Consider the following 20,738-nt stretch of genomic DNA (forward strand, 5'->3'; position numbering starts at 1 on the left):
CTCACGCCTTCAACTTGTAGCCGAAGCCGCGGACCGTCTCGATCCGGTCCTGGCCGATCTTGGTGCGCAGCCGCTGCACATGGACGTCGACGACACGGGTGTCCCCGCCCCAGCCGTAGTCCCACACCCGCTCCAGCAGCTTGTCGCGCGACAGCACGGTGCCGGGCGCCGAAGAGAACTCGAGCAGCAACCGCATCTCGGTCGGCGTCAGGGCCACCGGCTGCCCGGCCCGCCGGACCTCCATGCCCTCGGTGTCGACCTCCAGGTCACCGAAGGTGAGCACCCCGTCGTCCCCGGGCGAGGTGTCCTCGCCCGCCCGGCCGGCACCGCTCGCGTGCCCGAAGCGGCGCAGCACCGCACGGATGCGCGCCACCAGCACGGCCCCGTCGAAGGGCTTGGTCACGTAGTCGTCGGCGCCCGCCTCCAGGCCGAGCACCACGTCGATCGAGTCCGCGCGCGCGGACAGCATGATCACCGGCACGGTCGACTCGTCGCGGATGCGCCGGCACAGGCTGACCCCGTCGAGGCCGGGAACCATCACGTCCAGCAGGGCGATGTCGGGGCGGCGGGCGCGGAACGCCTCCAGTCCCGACAGACCGTCGGGCATGGCGGTCACCGCGAAACCGTCCCGCTCCAGTGCGAGCTGGGTGGCCTCGCGGATGACGTCGTCGTCCTCGACGAACAGGACGTGTGTCTGCTCTGCCATCCGCTGCTCTCAGTAGGGGTCGCTGTCAGTTCTTGGTGGGGGCGGCGGTACCGCTGTTGCCCACCGCGTTGCTGTACACGTTGCGTGTACGGGAGATCTCGGCGAAGTGACTGGTCCTCCAGCTGTAGGTGATCACTTCCTCGCTGGACGGGTACGACACCGGGTCGCCCTTCTGGTACATCTGCTGGGTCACCACCAGGTCGCCGCGGTCGATCTCCGCGTAGACCGGCGGCTCCTCGGCCTTGAACACATTCTGGTACCTGTGGTTCTTCATCCGGTACACGTACGAGCCGACCCCGACCGCGTCACCGCACGTCATCACGTTGACCACGATGTCGTCGACGTCGCCGCCGGTGAGGTCGCCATAGGACACGTCGACCGGATACTCGTCGGCCACGCAGGGCTTCAGGTCCTCCTTGACCACCCTGGCGACCTGCGGGTCGTCCTTGACGATCTTCACCACCTCGGCTCGCGTGGGCTCCTTGGCGGTGGGTGAGGGCGAGGGTGACGGCGTGGCGGCACCCACGATCATCGGGTCGCTTCCCGCGGGACCCTCGTCCCGGGCGCCCGTGCCGCCGGTGGCGCAGGCGGCGACGAAAAGCCCGAGGGCGGCGACCACGGCCATCGCCGCCGTCACCGCCTTCAGGGCTCCGCTGGGCTGTATGGCCCTGGTACCTAGGCCGCGCAACGCTCCCGCTCCTCACGCTCCAGCGCGCGTGCGTCCAGGTCGCGTGCCTCCAGCTCCTCCCGGAGCCGGGCGAGCGCCCGGTGCAGCGTGCTCTTGACCGTACCGGCCGACATGCCGAGGGCGGCGGCCGTCTCCTCCGTGGACATCTGCTCCCAGTGTCGCAGCACGACGACACTGCGCTGCTTGGGAGCGAGCACCTTCAGGACGTCCATCAGCAGGGCGCGGTCCGCGTGCTGCTCGGTGGAGTCCTCGACCGACGCGTCCGGGAGCTGCTCGGTGGGGACCTCCTCCAGTTTGCGCGCACGCCACCACTCGGTCCGCGTGTTGATCATGACGCGGCGCAGGTAGGCGTCGGCCAGCCGCTTGTCGGCGATGCCGTCCCAGCGGCCGTAGGTGCGCACCAGTGCGGTCTGCAGCAGGTCCTGGGCGTCGGTGGGGTCGGGGACCAGTCGGCGCGCGCTGCGCAGCAGCGCGTCCTGCCGGGTGCGTACGTACTCCTCGAACTCGAGCACCTCACCGTGCGCCATTCCAACCGCCTCCGATCCCCGTGTCCGACCCTTGGTCCGGCTGCGTCCCGCAGCCCGGCCGGTTTCTCACACCTCAAACGGGCTCGTCACGAGCCCGGGTGCCACGCTTGCGGCGGCACGCATATGAAGTTACGGACGAGTTGTCACGGCGTTGTCCGTTCCAGGCGTCGGAGAGCACTCGGCTGTCCGTCGGTTGTGTAACAGGTGGAGGAACGGGGTAAAGGCAGACGGGAGTTGGGGTTGGTATGGGGTGATTTGTCGAGTGAATCGACGGCGGGACGCTGTGATGTGGCAGGGGCGCTGCTGTGACGGAGCCAGGGACCGGCTGTGACGTCACCGAGCGGGACGCTCGGTGGGATCAGGTGAGGGGCAGGCGGTAGAGGCGGCCCGGGAGGGGTTCCACCAGGCCGTCGGAGACCAGGCCGTCCAGGGCGCGGGCGCGCTGGACGGGGTCGTCCCACACACGGTCCAGCACCGACTGCGGCACCGGGCCCACGGCCTCCCGCAGCACGGCCAGCAGCCGGCCGCGCACCTGACGGTCGGTGCCCGCGTACGTCTGCCCGCGGCGCGGCGGACCGTCGTGCTCGGGCTTCCCGGCCAGCCGCCAGGCGCAGTGTGTGGCGATCGGGCAGCGGTGACAGTTCTCGTTCTTCGCCGTGCAGATCAGCGCGCCCAGTTCCATCGAGGCGGCGGCCCAACGGGAGGCGGTGCGCTCGTCGTCCGGCAGCAGTTCGCGGGCGAGCCTGCGCTCGGCGGCGGTGGTGGCGTTCGGCGGGTACTGCACGCCGGTGACCGCGCGGGCCAGGACCCGGCGCACATTGGTGTCGAGCACCGGGTGCCGCTGGCCGTAGGCGAACGACGCGACGGCGGCGGCCGTGTACTCGCCGATGCCGGGAAGGGCGAGCAGTTGGCCGTGGTCGGCGGGGACGTCGCCGCCGTGCCGTTCCGTTATGGCGACCGCGGCGCCGTGCAGGCGCAGGGCGCGGCGGGGGTAACCGAGGCGGCCCCAGGCGCGGACGGCCTCACCGGGGGGCTCCTGGGCCAGGTCGGCGGGGCGGGGCCAGCGGCTGAGCCACTGCTCGTAGACGGGCAGGACACGGCTCACCGGCGTCTGCTGCAGCATGAACTCACTGACCATCACGCCCCAGGGCCCGGCCTCCGGGCGCCGCCACGGAAGATCACGGGCGTGCTGCTCGAACCAGGCGATGACCGGGCCGTGCAGGGCCGTGCCGGGGGCTTGGCCGGTGGCGGTGGAGCCGGAGGTGTCGTCGGTCTGGGCGGGGGCGGTGGCGGGGGCGGTGGGTGCAGTCATGGCGTAGTCGATCCTGCCATGCCGGGGGTGGTCGGGTGGGGGACCGGCTCGGGGTGGTTTTTCCCGGGATGACCTCTCGTGGCCCCTGGCGGCGCGGCCGGGGCGGGGGTGCGTCCCCTGCCGCGGCGGATGCCGGGCGCGCACCTTCCCGCGTGCGTCCGGCGGCGGTTGCCGGCACCGCCCCGAGGGCCGCGGCTCGGCCGGCGCGGTTCTCCGAGATGATGATCAGGAAAAGTTGTGGCCCTGGCGGTGGGTGGGGCCGGGTGTGGGGGAGATCTCTCGTACAGTTTGCGCCGTGGGATCTCTGCGCAATCCGGTCGGGCCGCTTCCCTCCTCCATCTACTGGCGACGGAGGGCCGTAGTGCTGTCCGTGGTCGCCCTGTTGGCGCTCCTCGTCGTGTGGGTGGTCACCTCCTCCGGCGGCGGCGGGAGGAACAAGGCGGACGGCTCGAACGGCAAGCATCCCACGTCGTCGATCACACCGGGTCCGTCCGGTACGGGGCCCGCGATCAGTCAACACCCGGGCGGGCGCGACGAGTCGGGCGGTGGAGGGGGTTCCGGGTCCGCCGGACCGTCGGGCTCCGGGACCTCCGCCGGCACGGGCGGCGCCGGATCGGGTGGCTCGGACGACGGGACCGGGGGCGGTGGTGGCGGCGGCTCTTCCGCCGACCGGCTTCCCGCAGGCGGCGGCGCCTCCCTGCCCGACTGCACATCGAGCACGGTGCAGTTGACCCTGCGGAGCCTGCACAACGCCTACGGGCCCGCGGACACCCCCACCTTCGAGCTGATCGCCAAGAACACCACCGGCAGCGACTGCAAGGTCGACCTCGGCCCCAAGTACGCCGTGCTGACGATCACTCAGGCGGGGACCGGCACCCCCTTCTGGACGTCGGCGGACTGCCCCGGCGGCTCGGGCGCCGCGCTGTTCCGGGTGCCCGCGAACGAGCAGGTCACCTACAGCGTGCAGTGGGACCGCAAGCACAGCGCACCCAACTGCGCGACGCCACCGGCCGGTTCCGCGACGGCGGGCACCTACCTGGTCGAGGCGAAGGTCCCCGGCTTCCCGAAGACCCAGACGTCGTTCGTGCTGTCCAAGGACTGAGGTCCGGTATCGGCGCAACGGGGCCGGTAGCAGCCGTCGATCCGGGCGCAGCACTCGATGCGGCGAGCTGAGCCGCGCGGTGCCGTGGGACGGGGTGCCGTGGGACGCGGTGCCCGGTACGGCGCCGTGCCCCCGTTCCGGCTCGGCCGTCGGTCAGACGTACCGCTCGAGGATCGAGGACTCAGCCAGTCGCGACAGCCCCTCGCGTACGCTCCGCGCCCGGGCCTCGCCCACGCCGTCCACCGTCTGCAGGTCGTCCACGCTGGCCGCGAGCAGTTTCTGCAGGCCGCCGAAGTGCTCCACCAGGCGTTCGATGATCGCGCCGGGCAGGCGCGGGACCTTCGCCAGGAGGCGGAAGCCGCGCGGGGACACTCCCGAGTCGAGCGCCTCGGGGGAGCCGGTGTACCCGAGCGCCTTGGCGACCGTGGACATCTCCAGGAGCTCCGCGTGGCTCAGGGCGTCCAGTTCGGCCAGCGCCTCCTCGACCGTGCGGGAACGCTTGGCGGTCGGTTCCGGCACGTAGTCGCGGACCACCAGTTCGCGCTCGGGCTCCACGCCCGCGATCAACTCGTCGAGCTGCAGGGCGAGCAGACGGCCGTCCGTGCCCAGCTCGACCACGTACTCCGCGATCTCGGTGGCGATACGGCGCACCATCTCCAGCCGCTGCGCCACCGCGGAGACGTCCCGGACCGTCACCAGGTCCTCGATCTCCAGCGCGGACAGCGTCCCGGCCACCTCGTCCAGGCGGAGCTTGTACCGCTCCAGGGTGGCCAGGGCCTGGTTCGCGCGGGACAGGATCGCCGCCGAGTCCTCCAGGACGCGGCGCTGCCCGTCGACGTACAGCGCGATCAGCCGCATCGACTGCGAGACGGAGACCACCGGGAAGCCGACCTGCTTGCTCACCCGGTCCGCCGTGCGGTGCCGCGTGCCGGTCTCCTCCGTCGGGATCGTGGGGTCCGGGACCAGCTGCACACCGGCCCGGAGGATCTTGGACAGGTCCGAGGAGAGCACCAGCGCGCCGTCCAGCTTGCACAGTTCCCGCAGGCGCGTCGCCGTGAACTCGACGTCCAGGACGAAACCGCCGGTGCACATCGCCTCGACGGTCTTGTCCGAGCCGAGCACGATGAGACCACCGGTGTTGCCGCGGAGCACGCGCTCCAGGCCGTCACGCAGAGGCGTGCCGGGTGCCACGGCGCTCAGCGAGGCGCGCATCAGGCGATCGGAACCGGCACTCCCACCGGACTTTCCGGGAGCTGCTGCCCGGTCGTTGGCTGCCACTGCACTCCTCGGGTCGCAGGTTCTGGGGCACTCCCGTGTCGCACACGCGGTCGTACGGACAGGCGAGACCAGGGGAAAGTCTACCGGCGGTCCTCTTCGTCCCGTGGGGCCTCACGGCGACGGGAGCGGGGCAGGACCCGCAGCGCGTCCCCCACGTCCGCCACTTCCAGCACCTTCATCCCGGCCGGGATCCTCCCCGGATCGGCCGGTACGAGCGCGTGCGTGAAGCCCAGGCGGTGGGCCTCGGCCAGGCGCCGCTGGACACCCGTGACCCGTCTCACCTCCCCGGCGAGTCCGACCTCGCCGATCGCGACCAGGTTCTTCGGCAGCGGGGTGTCGCTCGCGGCGCTCGCCAGCGCCAGCGCGACCGCCAGGTCGGCGGCCGGCTCGGACAGCTTCACCCCGCCGACGGTCGCGGAGTAGATGTCCCGCTTGCCCAGGGCGCTGATCCGGCCGCGCTGTTCCAGCACGGCGAGCATCATCGAGACGCGGGAGGTCTCCAGGCCGGACGTCGTACGCCGCGGTGAGGGGATCTGCGAGTCGACGGTCAGGGCCTGCACCTCGGCCACCAGGGGGCGGCGGCCCTCCAGGGTGACGGTGAGGCAGGTGCCGGGGACCGGCTCGTCGCGGCGGGTCAGGAACAGGCCGCTCGGGTCCGCCAGCCCCGTGATGCCCTCGTCGTGGAGCTCGAAGCAGCCGACCTCGTCCGTGGCGCCGTAGCGGTTCTTGACGCCCCGGACGAGACGCAGACGCGCGTGCCGGTCGCCCTCGAAGTGCAGGACGACGTCCACGAGGTGTTCCAGCAGGCGCGGACCGGCGATGGCGCCGTCCTTGGTGACGTGACCCACCAGGAGGGTGGCCATGCCGCGCTCCTTGGAGGCGCGGATCAGGGCCCCGGCGACCTCCCGCACCTGGGCCATGCCGCCGGGCGCGCCGTCGATCTCGGGGGAGGCGACGGTCTGGACGGAGTCCAGGATCAGGAGCGACGGCTTGACCGCGTCCAGGTGGCCGAGGACGGCCGCGAGGTCCGTCTCCGCCGCCAGGTAGAGGTGGTCGTGGATGGCTCCGATGCGGTCGGCGCGCAGCCGCACCTGGCTCGCGGACTCCTCGCCGGTCACGTAGAGGGTGCGGTGTTCGTCGCTCGCCGCCTTGGCCGCGACGTCGAGCAGCAGCGTGGACTTGCCGACCCCCGGCTCGCCCGCCAGCAGCACGACCGCGCCCGGTACGAGTCCGCCGCCGAGGACGCGGTCCAGTTCGGGCACACCGGTGGAGCGGGCGGTGGCCTGCCGCCCGTCGACCTGGCCGATCGGCACGGCGGAGGTGGTCACCCGGCCCGGTGCCGTCGTCCGCACGGCGGGCGCGCCGTACTCCTCGATCGTCCCCCAGGCCTGGCACTCGGGGCAGCGGCCGAGCCACTTGGCCGTCTGCCAGCCGCACTCGTTGCAGCGGTAGGACGGCCGGTCCTTGGAGGTCTTCGTACGGGCAGCCATGCACGAAACCGTAGCGGGGGCCACTGACAACGGGCCCGGCGCCCGTGGCGGAGGGGCGCTCCTCGGTCCGCACCCACAAGCCGGCGGCCCTCCCCGCGGAACGACCCGGGGGGGGCGCGGAATACATCGCTCCTGTCCCCTTATGAGGGATCGTTTCACCCGTACGGAGTAAAAGTGCTCAAGGAGGAAGAAGGTGCCGGTCATCGCCGCCTACGGTCGCACGGGTGATGAGCAGCAGGCCGGAGATCCCGACGCACGCCACCGGCGCACACCCGGCGCGCGAGGACGCGCGCCAGCGGGCAAGCGCCTCCTGTGGCGCGACCCCTCGCACCCTGGCGCAGCGCCTGCCCGCGCGCTACGACCCCTATGTGGACGGACTGTTCACCTACTGCCTGTCCGTGCTGTGTGATCACGACGCGGCGACCGAGGCCCTCGGGGACGCCCTGGCGCTCGCCGAGCGCCGCGGCACCCGCGGTCCGCGGTCCCACGACGACCACCGCGCCTGGCTGTACGCCCTCGCCCGCTGGTCCTGCCTGCGCCGCCTCGCCGAGGCGCGACGGCACCGCAGGGCCGGGCGCGACCGCGACTCCCGGGCGACCGCCCAGGCCGCCGACCGGCGCGCCGCCCGGACTGTCGGCGCCACCCCCGAGCCGACCGAGGAGTACGAGGAGCTGCGCCGCCGCGAGCTCGCCCAGCTCGCCTGGCCGGAGGCGGCCGGCACCACCCCCGAGCAGCGCGAAGCGCTCGAACTCGCGGTGCGTCACCAGCTCCCCGCCCGCGAGATCGCCGCCGTGCTCGGCCTGGACCCCACCGCCGCCCGCGACCTGCTGGCCTCCGCCGCCTGCGAGGTGGAGCGCACCCGCGCCGCCCTCGCCGTCGTCGAGACCGGCACCTGTCCGGGCGTCTCCCGGCTCACCGGCGACCACCGGCTCGTTCTCAGCGCCGCCCTGCGCCGCGAACTCGTCCGGCACGTCGACGACTGCCCGCGCTGCCGCCGCACCGCCGAGCGCGCCGTTCCCGGCAGCTGGCCCGGCACCAGCGTCACCCCCGCCGCGCTACCCGTCCTCCAGGCCCCGCGCGCGGCCCTGCAGTCCGCGATGACGCACGCCGCACGCGCGCGTGGCGGCGCCCCCCGCTTCGACCGGCGCGGTTTCCCCCTGGACCCGAAGGACCACGCCGCCCGCCGTGACCGCCTCCGCGCGCGTGCCGTCACCACGACCGTCGTCGCCACCGTGGTCGCCGCCCCCGTGCTCGCCCTGTGGGCCGCCTACCGCGGCCCCCTCACCGGCGAGGCCGCCGACGGCCGCCCGGCCACCGCGCGCGAGGTTCGGGACACCGCGTCGCTCGGCGGCGGGGGAGCGGGTGGCTACGAGAACGCGGGCAACGCCGGCGCGAGGCCCGGCGGCCGCTTCCCGGGCAAGGACGGCCGCGCGCCCGACGTCTCCGTGGAGGTCGTCGGCGTGGCGATGGGCGCCCCCGAGCAGGGACACCTGGCGGTGGCGGCCCGCAACGACGGCACCACCACCCTGATCACCCTCACGGCGTCCGGCAGCGCACCGCTCCAGTGGTCCGTGACGACGGGCGCCTCCTGGCTCTACCCGAACCAGTCCTCGGGCACCCTCGACCCCGGCGCGTCGTTCACGGTCCGGGTCCTCGTGGACCACCTCCGCGAGCCCTCCGGCCCCTGGCGCGCGCAGGTCGCGGTGGCCCCCGCGGGCGCCGTCGTCACGATCGACGGCTACGGCGCGGCCGGCCCGTCCGCCCCGGGCCCCACCCCCACCCGTACCGCCCCGTCCGACCCCTCGCCGACCGCTCCGCCGCCCGGCTCCGGCCCGACCCCCGGCGACCCGACCCCCACCGGTCCGCCGAGCTCCACCCCGTCGCCCTCCGACCCGCCGGCCTCCAGCCCGCCGCCCACCGACGGCGGCGCGCCGAGCCCCACCTAGTGTCGCGAGAGGCAACGTTCGCCCCGTCACGGCGCCCGGCACGCTCCCCCAAGCTCTTCGAGCAGGGGGGACCCCCACTCGCCGCACCGGCCGAAAGCCCAAGTACGTCCAGTACGAGGGCTTCCGGCCGGCACACCGAGAGCACGCACCGGACGTCGCTCCTCGACGGGCGAACGTTGCCTGTTGCGGCACTGGTGCCGCGGCACCAGCAGGCCGCCTTGTCCCTGCCGTCAGGCCACGGGATCCGCGGGATGCGGTGCGACCAGCGGCAGCTGCGACGCCAGGCGCTGCTCGCACAGCTCGGCCAGGCGGTCGTACCCCGCCTTGCCCATCAGCTCGGTCAGCTCCGCCCGGTACGAGACGTACACCGGCTCGCCCGCGCCGTGCGCCGATGTCGCCGACGTGCACCACCAGTGCAGGTCGTGGCCGCCCGGACCCCAGCCCCGGCGGTCGTACTCACCGATCGACACCTGCAGTACCCGGGTGTCGTCGGGCCGGTCGATCCACTCGTACGTGCGCCGGATCGGCAGCTGCCAGCACACGTCCGGCTTGGTCTCCAGCGGCTCGCGGCCCTCCCTCAGCGCCAGGATGTGCAGCGAGCAGCCCGCGCCGCCCGCGAACCCCGGCCGGTTCTGGAAGATGCAGGACCCCTGGAAGGGGCGGGTCTGGCGGGAGCCCTCGTCGTCCACCGAGACCCAGCCGCCGCGCGTGCCCTCCCCGTGGTGCTGCCAGATGTCCGGCGTGAGCCGGGCCACATGCTCGGCCACCCGCTTCTCGTCGTCCTCGTCCGAGAAATGTGCCCCCAGCGTGCAGCACCCGTCGTCCGCGCGGCCCGCCTGGATGCCCTGGCAGCCGCTCCCGAAGATGCAGTTCCAGCGAGAGGTCAGCCATGTCAGATCGCACCGGAAGACCTGCTCCTCGTCGGCCGGATCCGGAAACTCCACCCACGCGCGCGCGAAGTCGAGCCCCTTCTCGTCGCTCGCATTCGGGGCCTTCTTCGCCATCTTCGGGGCCTTCTCGGACGGGGACGCCTTCGCCTGCGAAGAATCCTTCGATCCCCTGGAGGATTTGTCGGCCTTCGCCTTTTTCGTCTTTGGCACGCCTCCAGAGTAAGTGGCCCCGGCCCGCTCCGGGGACGGCAGACACCCGCGCGGGCAGTAGCGTTCCGTACATGAGACTCGGTGTCCTCGACGTGGGTTCGAACACGGTGCATCTGCTGGTGGTGGACGCCCACCCCGGCGCGCGCCCCCTGCCCGCGCACTCGCACAAGGTGGAGCTGCGGCTCGCCGAACTCCTGGACGGCGACGGAGCCATCGGCCCGGAGGGCGTGGACCGGCTGATCGCCGTCGTCCGGGACGCCCTCCAGGCCGCCGAGGACAAGGGCGTCGAGGACCTGCTGCCGTTCGCGACCTCCGCGGTGCGCGAGGCCGACAACGCCGACGAGGTCCTCGCCCGCGTCGAGGACGCCACCGGCGTCGAACTGCAGGTACTGACCGGTGAGGAGGAGGCCCGGCTGACCTTCCTCGCCGCGCGCCGCTGGTTCGGCTGGTCCGCGGGCAAACTCCTCGTCCTCGACATCGGCGGCGGCTCCCTGGAGGTCGCCTACGGCATCGACGAGGACCCCGACGCCGCGGTGTCCCTGCCGCTCGGCGCCGGCCGGCTCACCGCGGCCTGGCTGCCCGGCGACCCGCCCGACCCGGAGGACGTCAGGGCGCTGCGCCGCCACGTACGGACCGAGATCGCCCGCACGGTCGGCGAGTTCAGCCGCATCGGGGCGCCCGACCACGTCGTCGCCACCTCCAAGACGTTCAAGCAGCTCGCCCGCCTCGCCGGGGCCGCCCGCTCCGCCGAGGGCCTGTACGTGCAGCGCGAGCTGAAGCGGGAGTCCCTGGAGGGCTGGGTGCCTCAGCTCGCGGGGATGACGGCCGCGCAGCGCGCGGAACTCCCCGGCGTCTCCGACGGCCGCGCGAGCCAGCTCGTCGCCGGGGCGCTGGTCGCGGAGGCGGCGATGGACCTGTTCGGCGTCGAGACGCTGGAGATATGCCCCTGGGCACTGCGGGAGGGCGTGATCCTGCGGCGGCTGGATCACATGGGCTCGGCGTGAGCGGAGGGGAGTGACCTCGGCCACCCCCGCCCGCCACTCCCGGCCCACGGGCCGGAGGCACCCCGTACCCTGTCCCTCGTGGCAGAACCAGCGGTGCGCGTCCCGGATGCGAAGGTCGCGCTGTCGACGGCCTCCGTCTACCCGGAGTCGACGGCGACGGCCTTCGAGATCGCCGCGCGCCTCGGGTACGACGGGGTCGAGGTCATGGTGTGGACCGACCCGGTCAGCCAGGACATCGAGGCGCTGCGCCGGCTCAGTGACTACCACCGGATCCCCGTTCTCGCCGTCCACGCCCCCTGTCTGCTGATCACCCAGCGCGTGTGGTCCACCGACCCCTGGGTCAAGCTGCAGCGGGCCCGCGCGGCCGCCGAGAAGCTCGGCGCCGGCACCGTCGTGGTCCATCCGCCCTTCCGCTGGCAGCGCCAGTACGCGCGTGACTTCGTCGACGGCATCTGGCGCATGGCGAACGAGACCGATGTGCGCTTCGCCGTCGAAAACATGTACCCGTGGCGCTACCGGGACCGCGAGATGCTCGCGTACGCCCCCGACTGGGACGTCACGAAGGACGACTACCGGCACTTCACGATCGACCTCAGCCACGCCGCGACGGCCCGCACGGACGCCCTGCGGATGCTCGACCGCATGGGCGACCGCCTCGGCCACGTCCACCTCGCCGACGGCAACGGCTCCAACAAGGACGAGCACCTCGTCCCCGGCCGCGGCACGCAGCCCTGCGCCGAGGTCCTCGGGCAGCTGGCTCGGGGCGGCTTCGACGGACACGTCGTCATCGAGGTCAACACCCGCCGCGCCCTGTCCGGCGCCGAGCGCGAGGCCGACCTCGCCGAGGCCCTCGCCTTCACCCGGCTGCACCTGGCGTCGGCGGTCCGGGTGCCCCGCCGCTGAGCGGCCGCCGGCCCCCACCCGGACACGCGGGGCGGCCGCCGCATCCCCGAGACACGCGTCCCGCATTCCGGACATCGTGTCCGTCCCTTGGAGCACCGGCGTACGCTCGACGTGAGTCAGGACTCCGCCGGGCTCCCTGGCGGAACTCTCCGAAGGAGCGAGCGACGATGCCCGAGCTGAGGTCCCGCACAGTCACCCACGGCCGCAACATGGCGGGCGCCCGCGCCCTGATGCGCGCCTCCGGTGTACCCGGTGCGGACATCGGACGGAAGCCGATCATCGCCGTCGCCAACTCCTTCACCGAGTTCGTCCCGGGCCACACCCACCTGGCGCCGGTCGGCCGGATCGTCAGCGAGGCGATCAGCCAGGCCGGTGGCATCCCGCGCGAGTTCAACACCATCGCGGTCGACGACGGCATCGCGATGGGCCACGGCGGCATGCTCTACAGCCTCCCTTCCCGCGACCTCATCGCGGACAGCGTCGAGTACATGGTGGAGGCCCACTGCGCCGACGCCCTGGTCTGCATCTCCAACTGCGACAAGATCACCCCGGGCATGCTGCTGGCGGCCCTGCGCCTGAACATCCCGACGGTCTTCGTCTCCGGCGGCCCGATGGAGTCCGGCCGCGCCACCCTGGTCGACGGCACCGTCCGTACGCTCGACCTGGTCGACGCGATCTCCGACGCCGTGAACGACAAGATCTCGGACGAGGACATCCTCCGCATCGAGGAGAACGCCTGTCCGACCTGCGGCAGCTGTTCCGGCATGTTCACCGCCAACTCGATGAACTGCCTGACCGAAGCGATCGGCCTCTCCCTCCCCGGCAACGGCTCGGTCCTCGCCACCCACACCGCCCGCAGGCAGCTGTACGTGGACGCGGCACGCACCGTCATGGACCTCACCCGCCGCCACTACGAGCAGGACGACGACACGGTCCTGCCCCGCAACATCGCCACCTTCTCCGCCTTCGAGAACGCCATGGCCCTCGACATCGCGATGGGCGGCTCCACCAACACGATCCTGCACCTGCTGGCGGCGGCCCAGGAGGCGGGCGTCCCCTTCGGCCTGGAGGAGATCGACCAGGTCTCGCGCCGGGTGCCGTGCCTGGCGAAGGTCGCCCCGAACGTCGCCAGGAACCGCACGTACTACATGGAGGACGTGCACCGCGCCGGCGGCATCCCCGCCCTCCTCGGCGAACTGCACCGCGCGGGCCTGCTGAACGAGGACGTGCACGCCGTGCACAGCCCCTCCCTCGCGGACTGGCTGAAGACCTGGGACATCCGCGGCGGCTCCCCGTCGCCCGAGGCCGTGGAACTGTGGCACGCGGCCCCCGGCTGCGTCCGCTCCGCGGAGGCCTTCTCCCAGTCCGAGCGCTGGGAGGCCCTGGACGACGACGCCGAGAACGGCTGCATCCGCTCCGTGGAGCACGCCTACTCCAAGGACGGCGGCCTGGCGGTCCTCAAGGGCAACCTGGCGGTCGACGGCTGCGTGGTGAAGACGGCCGGTGTCGACGAGTCCATCTGGACGTTCGAGGGGCCGGCGGTCGTCTGCGAGTCGCAGGAGGAGGCCGTCCAGAAGATCCTCACCCAGCAGATCAAGGAGGGCGACGTCGTCGTCATCCGCTACGAGGGCCCCAAGGGCGGCCCCGGCATGCAGGAGATGCTGTACCCGACCTCGTACCTGAAGGGCCGGGGCCTCGGCAAGGCCTGCGCGCTGATCACGGACGGCCGCTTCTCCGGGGGCACGTCGGGCCTGTCGATCGGCCACGCCTCCCCCGAGGCGGCCTCCGGCGGCACGATCGCCCTGGTGCAGGACGGCGACCGCGTCCGCATCGACATCCCGAACCGCACGATCGAGCTCCTGGTCACGGAGGACGAGCTGACGGCCCGCCGTGAGGCCCTCGGCGGCGTCTACGCCCCCGCGAACCGCGACCGCAAGGTCTCGGCGGCCCTGCGCGCGTACGCCGCCATGGCGACGAGCGCGGACAAGGGTGCGGTGCGGGACGTCTCGAAGCTGGGCTGACGCACGACCTCCGCGGGGCCGCCCCTCTCCGGGGGCGGCCCCGCCGCACGTCACCAGGCCGACGGGTCGCGTCCGTCCACGCCGAGGACGGTGCCGTCGGGGGCGGCCGCGTAGACACGGCCGTCGGTCACCAGGGGTTCGGGCAGAGCGGCCGCGACCCGGTCCGCGTGCGTGCCGAGCCGGGGCGGGGTCTGGCCGACGATCCGCCCGGTGCGGGCGTCGACCGCCAGCAGGCGGCCGTCGCCGGCCGTGACATACACGTGCGCGGCGTCCGCGACCGGCGCCGAACCGCGGCTCACGGACGTCTCCAGACGCCACCGCACCCTCCGCGCCGCCAGGTCCACCGCCTGCAGCGAGCCACCGGAGGCCATCAGGTGCACGACGTCGCCGCGCACCGTCGCGTGCACGTCGTCCAAGCGGACGGGCAACGGCACACGGACCGAGGCCCCGGACGCCGGGCTGTAGCGGACCACGGCGGTCACCTGACCGTACGGTCCCTGCGCGGCGAGCAGGACGAGGGAGCCGCCCTCACTGCCGACGGGCGTCAGCAGTCCCGGCAGACGTGTCTCCCGGCGCACCGTGCCCGACTCCGGATCCACCGCGACGACGCTCGTCGCCGAGCCGTCGTCCGACGTAGTGGTCGCGTAGACCAGCGGATCCCCGCCGAACGCGAGGAAGTGCGGCGCGGCCAGGCCCGGAATCCGCCGGCTCCACCGCATCGCGCCCGAGGCGCCGTCCACGCCCCGCACCACCCCGTCCGTACCGGTGAGCAGCAGCATTCCGCCGGCGGCCTGCACCCCGCTGTACGGCGGAACGTTCCGCTGCCAGCGCGGCCGGCCCGAGGCGGGATCCAGCGCCTCCAGACGCCGGCCGTGATCCGTCATCGGCTGCACCAGGCCGCCCGAGACGACGGGCGGCACGCTGCGCACCATGGGGGCGACCGGCCGCCGCCACCGCACGGTGCCGTCCGACGGATCGAGGGCGTAGAGCAGTCCGGCCCGTGCGCACAGCAACTCACCGGCCCCGTACGAGCACTGGGGCACCCCCTCACCGGCGGGCCTGACCGCCCAGCCGGAGAACGCCGCGGTGGTGGTCCGGGGAGCGGCGCCCTCCGGCGTGCCGCCTTTCGTACCGAGCACCTGCACCGCCCCCAGCAGTCCGCCCGCGACGAGGCCCAGCACCCCGGCCACCACGGCCGCCCGCCGGGCGAGACGCCTCCCGGGCCGCCCACTCGGCGTCGCGCTGCGGGGCTCGGGGGCCGGCCCGTCGGTCGTGCGCTGCGCCGGTATGAACGGCTGGGTGTCGTACGAGGCCGCCACCGACCGCAGTTCCCGCATCAGTTCGTCCGGCGTGGGCCGGTCCTCGGGCTCCTTGGCGAGGCAGCGCAGCACCAGCGGCGCCAGATCCTCCGGTACGCCGGCCAGCTCCGGTTCGTCGTGCACCACCTGGTAGGCCACGATGTAGGGGCTGTCCGAATCGAACGGCCCCCGCCCGGTGGCCGCGTGCACCATCACGGACCCCAGCGCGAAGACGTCGGCTGCCGGCCCGACCTCCCTCGGCCGCCGGAACTGCTCGGGCGCCATGAAGGGCGGCGTACCGATCAGCTTGCCGGTCTCGGTGCGCAGTTCGCTGTCCTTCGGCCGGGAGATGCCGAAGTCGATGACCTTCGGGCCGTCCTCGGCGAGCAGTACGTTGCTCGGCTTCAGGTCCCGGTGCACGACCCCGGCCCGATGGATGTCGCGCAGCGCCTCCGCGAGCCCGGCCATCAGCCGGCGCAACCGGGCCGGGACCATGGGCCCGTCCCGCTTCACATGGTCGGAGAGGGTCGGTCCGGGGATGAACAGCGTGGCCATCCAAGGCCGTTCGGCCTCCGGGTCGGCGTCGACGACGGGCGCGGTGAAGGCACCGCTCACCCCCCGGGCCGCGGCCACCTCCTGCCGGAAACGGCCCCTGAACTCGGGGTCCTTGGCATACTCGGCGTGTACGACCTTCACCGCCAACTTCATCCCGGAGGCGCTGCGGGCCAGGTGCACCACGCCCATGCCGCCGGAGCCCAGGCGGGACTCCAGACGGTAGTGACCGGCGTACTCGGGAAGTTCCGCTTCCGCGCCCGCTCCGGTGTTGTGCTGTGGCGCCATGCTCCCCCCGTGCTGTTCGTTCGCGCGCGCGACGCACGGAGCCTAGTCGATGACTCGTACGAGACCGAGGCGGCTTGCCGGCCTCCGCGTGCGCGTCGTACATGTGTGTTTCATCCTGTGACACCAGGGAATCAACGGGACCCCATGACAGTCGTGGGGCTCAACGGGGGAGGAAGTCCATGTCCGTCGACCACGTGGAAGAGGCCGAGTACGGCACCGAGCGGCAGGCCGTCACGACGACGGCCCTGCGCTACTACTCGATCGCCCCGGGCGTCCGGCTCAACGTCCGCAGCGGTCCCGGCACCGGCTACAGCATCGTCCGGGTCCTGCCCGAGGGCGCCAAGGTGCCGATCTACTGCCAGACGCCGGGCACGACGGTGACCGGTCCGTACGGCACGAGCAACATCTGGGACAACATCGACAGCGGCGAGTACGTCTCGGACGCGTACGTGAACACGGGCAGCGACGGCTACGTCGCCTCGCGCTGCTGACCGTCCCGCCGCGGGGGCCCGCCGGCCGCCGGAGTGATAATCGACGCGTGAGCGACGAGACCGGCACTCCGGACACCCCCAAGGGCCCCCGCCCCGAACCGATCCGCTTCTTCGGCACCACCTGGGTGGATCACGAGGGCGGCTACGCGGCCCGCCGCATCGCCGTGTCCGTCGGCTCCCTGGCCGCCGCCGGGCTCTCCTGCCTCGTCCTGCGCTTCGCCTACCAGGGCCTGAGCATCGCCGACGTCGGGGCGCCGGTGACCTTGCTGGTCGTGGTCATGTTCACCGTGTGCAGCGCACTCGCGTTCGGCCACACCTGGGGAGCCTTCACCAAGCGCCCCGACCCCGAACGCCTGTCCTCCCTCCGCGGCCTCCTCACCATCGGTTTCGTCGGCTCCCTCCTCGCCTACTTCTTCCGCTCCCTCACCGAGGCACCCGGCGAGAAACTCCATCGCGAGGAGTACGACAAGGCCCGCGCCGACCACGAGAAGCGCACCTCCCGCCGCACCGGCGACCCCTCCCGCCGACGCCGCTCCTGACCCGCGCCCCGGCTCCCGCGCCCGCGCGGCGAAAACCCGCTGCCCGGCTCGCCGACGCCCGCCACCATGGGCGTATGACCTCGCCCTCCCGAACCGCCCGCGCCCGCTCCTTCAACGCCGCCGCCGCCCAGTACGCCGCGAACCGCCCCTCCTACCCCACCGCCCTCTTCGACGCCCTCGAAGACCTCGCCGGCCGTCCCCTCGCCGGCGCCCGCGTCGCCGACATAGGCGCCGGTACCGGTATCGCCACCGCCCTGCTCAAGGCCCGCGACGCGCACGTCGTCGCCGTGGAGCCCGGCGCCGGCATGGCCGCCGAGTTCCGCCGCACCCTCCCCGGCGTCCCCCTGCTGCGCGGCGACGGCAACGCCCTCCCCCTCGCCACCGCCTCCACGGACGTCCTCACCTACGCCCAGTCCTGGCACTGGACCGACCCCGCCCGCTCGGTCCCCGAGGCCCTGCGCGTCCTGCGGCCGGGCGGCGCGCTCGCGCTGTGGTGGAACATGGACGCCCAGGACGTCCCCTGGATCACCGAGCAGGCGGACCGCATCAAGCGCCACTTCGGCACCGAGAAGGCCACCAAGAACGGCGCCGGCGGCACCCGCACCGAACTCGCCTTCGAAGGCGCTCCCGAGGTTCCCGCCCACACCCGCCGCGTCGTCCGGTGGAGCCGCACGGTCCCCGTCGACACCCACCTCGCCAACATCGGCAGCCACTCGATCTTCCTGGTCGGCGGCGAGGAGTGCGCCAGGGCCTTCCTCGAGGAGGAGCGGCACCATCTCCTCAAGACCTTCCCGGACGGCCGTGTCGAGGAGGTCTACGACGTCCTGCTCATCGTGGCGACCAGGCGGTGAACCGGGTGCGTCCTGCGCCGGTGCGGCCTCCGGTCCCGTCACCGCCCGGCCGCCGCCACCGTCGCGGTCACCGCCGTCGCCGTCCGCCCACCGGACAACCCCGCCCGCCCGGCATACCCGGTGGGAGGATGAAACCGGACGACGCAACCCCCGGAGGGCCCCACCACCATGACCCAGAAAGTCGCAGTCCTCGGCACCGGAAAGATCGGCGAAGCCCTGCTCAGCGGAATGATCCGGGCCGGCTGGGCGCCCGCCGACCTCCTGGTGACCGCCCGCCGCCCGGAGCGGGCCGAAGAGCTCCGCACCCGCTACGGCGTCAGCCCGGTCACCAACCCCGAGGCCGCGAAGACCGCCGACACGCTCATCCTCACGGTCAAGCCCCAGGACATGGGCACGCTCCTCGACGAACTCGCCCCCCACGTCCCCGCCGACCGTCTGGTCATCAGCGGAGCCGCCGGCATCCCCACCTCCTTCTTCGAGGCCCGCCTCGCCGTCGGTACCCCGGTCGTCCGCGTCATGACGAACACCCCCGCACTCGTCGACGAGGCCATGTCCGTCATCTCCGCCGGCACCCACGCCACCGCCGACCACCTCGCCCACACCGAGGAGATCTTCGGTGCCGTCGGAAAGACCCTCCGTGTCCCCGAGTCCCAGCAGGACGCCTGCACCGCCCTCTCCGGCTCGGGCCCGGCGTACTTCTTCTACCTGGTCGAGGCCATGACCGACGCCGGGATCCTGCTCGGTCTGCCCCGCGACAAGGCCCACGACCTCATCGTCCAGTCCGCGATCGGCGCCGCGGTGATGCTCCGGGACAGCGGCGAACACCCGGTCAAGCTCCGCGAGAACGTCACCTCGCCCGCGGGCACCACCATCAACGCCATCCGCGAACTCGAGAACCACGGGGTGCGGGCCGCCCTCATCGCGGCCCTGGAAGCCGCCCGCGACCGCAGCCGCGAACTGGCCTCCGGCAACAACTGACGTCCCCCGAGGGGGCGGGTACCGGGTCACCCCGCGCGCACCCGCCCCCGCAGGGACGTCGCCGACGCCCGCGCGCCTACCGGGCCGCGCTCACCACGGCCTCCGGAGCAGCGGAAGCCGACGGCAGCAGCCCGATCGCGCGGTAGGCGGCATCCACGGTCGGCCGGGCCACTCCCCGCGCCCGCTCCGCACCACGGCGCAGCACGTCCTCCGGATACCCGGGATCGACGCACAGTTCCCGATGCCGCTCCTGCACCGGCCGCAGCAGTTCGACCACGGCCTCCGCGGTGTCCTTCTTCAGAGCGCCGTACGACGCGTACGCACCGCTCAGCTTCTCGGGGTCACCTCCGGAGCAGGCCGCCAGGATCTCCAGAAGATTGGCCACGCCGGGCCGCGTCTCCCGGTCGTACACGACGTCCGTCCCGCTGTCGGTCACCGCGCGCATGACCTTCTTCCGCACGATGTCCGGTTCGTCGAGCAGATAGACGATGCCCGGCCCGGAGTCCTCCGACTTGCCCATCTTGGAGGCCGGGTCCTGAAGGTTCATGACGCGGGTCGCGACCTGAGGGGGCGTCGCCCGCGGCACCACGAACGTGTGCCCGTACCGCTGGTTGAACCGCACGGCCAGATCCCGCGCCAGTTCGACGTGCTGCGTCTGGTCGTCCCCGACCGGCACCTCGTCCGTCCCGTACGCCAGGATGTCCGCCGCCATGAGCGTCGGGTACGTCAGCAGGGACAGCCGCACACTCCCGCCCCGCGCCTGCTCCCGTGCGGCCTTCTCCTTGTACTGGATCATCCGCCGCATCTCGCCGTCGGTGGCCACGCACTCCAGCAGGTACGACAGCCGCGCGTGCTCGTCTACATGGCTCTGCACGAACAGCGTGCACCGATCCGGATCGAGCCCCGCGGCCAGCAGCAACGTCGCCGCCTGCCGACTGAGCCTGCGCACCCGCGCCGGATCGTGGTCCACGGTCAGGGCATGCAGGTCGACGACGCAGAAGAGCGCGTCCGCCTGGTACTGGTCGACGTTCACCCACCGCTGTACGGCGCCCAGGTAGTTCCCCAGCGTCAGGTGCCCGGTCGGCTTGACCCCGCTGAAAACCCGTGTCATTTCCATTCCACCTCCTGGTCGGGACCGCCGCCTACGGCCGGCCGCCTCCCGGAGATCCGGAGGAGATACGGGAACGGCCGCCGAAGCGGCGGCCGTTGAGCGCATACGTGAGTCCGGCCGCCGTCAGGCGGCCCACCACAGATGGATGCACGTACGCGAAGTCATGACACCGAGGGTACGCCCGCCGGGGCCTCCCGCAAGGGCACATGGAGCCGAGTTGACACGCGCCGGGCCGATCCGTAGTGTTCTCCGGGTTGTCCGACGTGAGCGCCGACTCCGGTCGGTCCCCGGGCAGCCACTCCGCAGGTACCCACCGACAATCGGCGCCATATCGTCGTGCGTTATCGGCGTGCGTATTTTCGGAATGTAGGGACGAAGCCCCCGATTAGCTCGGGAGCCGAGAATCCGCTAAAGTCTCACTCGTCGGAACGGCCCAAGGGTCGGGAGGACCAGCCCGGTTGACAGGGAATCAGGGCCCAAAGGGAACTGAGGGATCTGATAGAGTCAACAAAGCCGGAAGGCCGAAAGGCCGGAAAGCACCGAGGAAATCGGG

18 protein-coding genes are annotated in these 20,738 nt (G+C 72.7%); 9 read left to right on the forward strand and 9 right to left on the reverse strand.

All coding sequences use genetic code 11. The features are described 5' to 3' along the window. Position 1: 1 nt before the first annotated feature. The 4 genes from cseB to AC5WS8_RS25240 all read right to left on the reverse strand — a co-directional run bounded on the left by cseB (position 2) and on the right by AC5WS8_RS25240 (position 3,233). A complete protein-coding gene (cseB, locus tag AC5WS8_RS25225) occupies positions 2-706 on the reverse strand; it encodes a two-component system response regulator CseB (RefSeq protein ID WP_496105738.1) in 705 nt (234 codons plus the stop codon). Between the two features lie 25 nt (positions 707-731). Further along, positions 732-1,394, reverse strand: a complete 663-nt coding sequence (locus AC5WS8_RS25230; protein ID WP_496105739.1) for a hypothetical protein — start codon at positions 1,392-1,394, stop codon at positions 732-734. Next, positions 1,382-1,921, reverse strand: coding sequence for a SigE family RNA polymerase sigma factor (locus AC5WS8_RS25235; protein ID WP_471499277.1), 540 nt, complete (start codon positions 1,919-1,921; stop codon positions 1,382-1,384). The genes AC5WS8_RS25230 and AC5WS8_RS25235 overlap by 13 nt, the downstream gene beginning before the upstream one ends. Before the next feature lie 358 nt (positions 1,922-2,279). Then, positions 2,280-3,233, reverse strand: a complete 954-nt coding sequence (locus tag AC5WS8_RS25240) for an HhH-GPD family protein (RefSeq protein ID WP_496105740.1) — start codon at positions 3,231-3,233, stop codon at positions 2,280-2,282. Between the two features lie 295 nt (positions 3,234-3,528). Here AC5WS8_RS25240 and AC5WS8_RS25245 point away from each other — a divergent pair, with 295 nt between their 5' ends. Continuing rightward, positions 3,529-4,335, forward strand: a complete 807-nt coding sequence (locus AC5WS8_RS25245) for a hypothetical protein (protein WP_496105741.1) — start codon at positions 3,529-3,531, stop codon at positions 4,333-4,335. A gap of 153 nt (positions 4,336-4,488) precedes the next feature. Here AC5WS8_RS25245 and disA read toward each other — a convergent pair whose 3' ends face one another. Together disA and radA are read right to left on the reverse strand one after the other, a co-directional pair. Further along, entirely contained in the window at positions 4,489-5,613 is a 1,125-nt protein-coding gene (gene disA, locus AC5WS8_RS25250) for a DNA integrity scanning diadenylate cyclase DisA (RefSeq protein WP_496105742.1), read from the reverse strand. 80 nt (positions 5,614-5,693) lie between these two features. Further along, positions 5,694-7,103 carry a DNA repair protein RadA gene (gene radA, locus AC5WS8_RS25255; protein ID WP_496105743.1) on the reverse strand — a complete coding sequence of 470 codons (1,410 nt, stop codon included), beginning with the start codon at positions 7,101-7,103 and terminating at the stop codon, positions 5,694-5,696. A 227-nt stretch (positions 7,104-7,330) separates the two neighbouring features. On the opposite strand from radA, the gene AC5WS8_RS25260 reads away from it, so the two are divergent. Then, positions 7,331-9,049 (forward strand): BACON domain-containing protein, encoded by a 1,719-nt coding sequence (locus tag AC5WS8_RS25260; protein ID WP_496105744.1) that lies wholly within the window; start codon positions 7,331-7,333, stop codon positions 9,047-9,049. Between the two features lie 230 nt (positions 9,050-9,279). Here AC5WS8_RS25260 and AC5WS8_RS25265 read toward each other — a convergent pair whose 3' ends face one another. Further along, positions 9,280-10,149, reverse strand: a complete 870-nt coding sequence (locus tag AC5WS8_RS25265) for a DUF3109 family protein (RefSeq protein WP_496105745.1) — start codon at positions 10,147-10,149, stop codon at positions 9,280-9,282. 71 nt (positions 10,150-10,220) lie between these two features. Between AC5WS8_RS25265 and AC5WS8_RS25270 the strand changes: the two genes are divergently transcribed. From AC5WS8_RS25270 to ilvD, 3 genes are all read left to right on the forward strand, one after another. Continuing rightward, positions 10,221-11,153 (forward strand): Ppx/GppA family phosphatase, encoded by a 933-nt coding sequence (locus tag AC5WS8_RS25270; RefSeq protein WP_496105746.1) that lies wholly within the window; start codon positions 10,221-10,223, stop codon positions 11,151-11,153. A 78-nt stretch (positions 11,154-11,231) separates the two neighbouring features. After that, on the forward strand, positions 11,232-12,056 hold the full coding sequence (locus AC5WS8_RS25275) for a sugar phosphate isomerase/epimerase family protein (RefSeq protein WP_496105747.1): 825 nt from the start codon (positions 11,232-11,234) through the stop codon (positions 12,054-12,056). 167 nt (positions 12,057-12,223) lie between these two features. After that, positions 12,224-14,077 carry a dihydroxy-acid dehydratase gene (gene ilvD, locus AC5WS8_RS25280; RefSeq protein WP_496105748.1) on the forward strand — a complete coding sequence of 618 codons (1,854 nt, stop codon included), beginning with the start codon at positions 12,224-12,226 and terminating at the stop codon, positions 14,075-14,077. Positions 14,078-14,127: 50 nt separating this feature from the next. Here the strand turns inward: ilvD and AC5WS8_RS25285 are convergent, their stop codons facing one another. Beyond that, positions 14,128-16,215: a protein kinase domain-containing protein gene (locus AC5WS8_RS25285; RefSeq protein WP_496105749.1), complete on the reverse strand. Its 2,088-nt coding sequence runs from the start codon at positions 16,213-16,215 to the stop codon at positions 14,128-14,130. 179 nt (positions 16,216-16,394) lie between these two features. Between AC5WS8_RS25285 and AC5WS8_RS25290 the strand changes: the two genes are divergently transcribed. The 4 genes from AC5WS8_RS25290 (at position 16,395) to proC (ending at position 19,074) form a co-directional block, all read left to right on the forward strand. Then, positions 16,395-16,706, forward strand: coding sequence for an SH3 domain-containing protein (locus AC5WS8_RS25290; RefSeq protein WP_496105750.1), 312 nt, complete (start codon positions 16,395-16,397; stop codon positions 16,704-16,706). A gap of 47 nt (positions 16,707-16,753) precedes the next feature. Next, on the forward strand, positions 16,754-17,245 hold the full coding sequence (locus AC5WS8_RS25295; RefSeq protein ID WP_496105751.1) for an EamA/RhaT family transporter: 492 nt from the start codon (positions 16,754-16,756) through the stop codon (positions 17,243-17,245). Positions 17,246-17,319: 74 nt separating this feature from the next. Continuing rightward, positions 17,320-18,096: a class I SAM-dependent methyltransferase gene (locus tag AC5WS8_RS25300; RefSeq protein ID WP_496105752.1), complete on the forward strand. Its 777-nt coding sequence runs from the start codon at positions 17,320-17,322 to the stop codon at positions 18,094-18,096. Between the two features lie 168 nt (positions 18,097-18,264). Next, positions 18,265-19,074 carry a pyrroline-5-carboxylate reductase gene (proC, locus tag AC5WS8_RS25305; RefSeq protein ID WP_496105753.1) on the forward strand — a complete coding sequence of 270 codons (810 nt, stop codon included), beginning with the start codon at positions 18,265-18,267 and terminating at the stop codon, positions 19,072-19,074. A gap of 76 nt (positions 19,075-19,150) precedes the next feature. On the opposite strand, the gene trpS is transcribed toward proC, so the two are convergent. Beyond that, positions 19,151-20,185, reverse strand: coding sequence for a tryptophan--tRNA ligase (gene trpS, locus AC5WS8_RS25310; protein WP_496105754.1), 1,035 nt, complete (start codon positions 20,183-20,185; stop codon positions 19,151-19,153). Positions 20,186-20,738: the final 553 nt, after the last annotated feature.

The organism is Streptomyces sp. PTL18, assembly GCF_059510295.1.

Excerpts from the sequence above, each read along its gene's own strand:
- cseB (WP_496105738.1), bottom strand. The coding sequence starts at position 706 with ATGGCAGAGCAGACACACGTCCTGTTCGTCGAGGACGACGACGTCATC.
- AC5WS8_RS25235 (WP_471499277.1), bottom strand. The coding sequence starts at position 1,921 with ATGGCGCACGGTGAGGTGCTCGAGTTCGAGGAGTACGTACGCACCCGG.
- AC5WS8_RS25240 (WP_496105740.1), bottom strand. The coding sequence starts at position 3,233 with ATGACTGCACCCACCGCCCCCGCCACCGCCCCCGCCCAGACCGACGAC.
- radA (WP_496105743.1), bottom strand. The coding sequence starts at position 7,103 with ATGGCTGCCCGTACGAAGACCTCCAAGGACCGGCCGTCCTACCGCTGC.
- AC5WS8_RS25260 (WP_496105744.1), top strand. The coding sequence starts at position 7,331 with ATGAGCAGCAGGCCGGAGATCCCGACGCACGCCACCGGCGCACACCCG.
- AC5WS8_RS25270 (WP_496105746.1), top strand. The coding sequence starts at position 10,221 with ATGAGACTCGGTGTCCTCGACGTGGGTTCGAACACGGTGCATCTGCTG.
- ilvD (WP_496105748.1), top strand. The coding sequence starts at position 12,224 with ATGCCCGAGCTGAGGTCCCGCACAGTCACCCACGGCCGCAACATGGCG.
- AC5WS8_RS25285 (WP_496105749.1), bottom strand. The coding sequence starts at position 16,215 with ATGGCGCCACAGCACAACACCGGAGCGGGCGCGGAAGCGGAACTTCCC.
- AC5WS8_RS25290 (WP_496105750.1), top strand. The coding sequence starts at position 16,395 with ATGTCCGTCGACCACGTGGAAGAGGCCGAGTACGGCACCGAGCGGCAG.
- AC5WS8_RS25300 (WP_496105752.1), top strand. The coding sequence starts at position 17,320 with ATGACCTCGCCCTCCCGAACCGCCCGCGCCCGCTCCTTCAACGCCGCC.
- proC (WP_496105753.1), top strand. The coding sequence starts at position 18,265 with ATGACCCAGAAAGTCGCAGTCCTCGGCACCGGAAAGATCGGCGAAGCC.
- trpS (WP_496105754.1), bottom strand. The coding sequence starts at position 20,185 with ATGACACGGGTTTTCAGCGGGGTCAAGCCGACCGGGCACCTGACGCTG.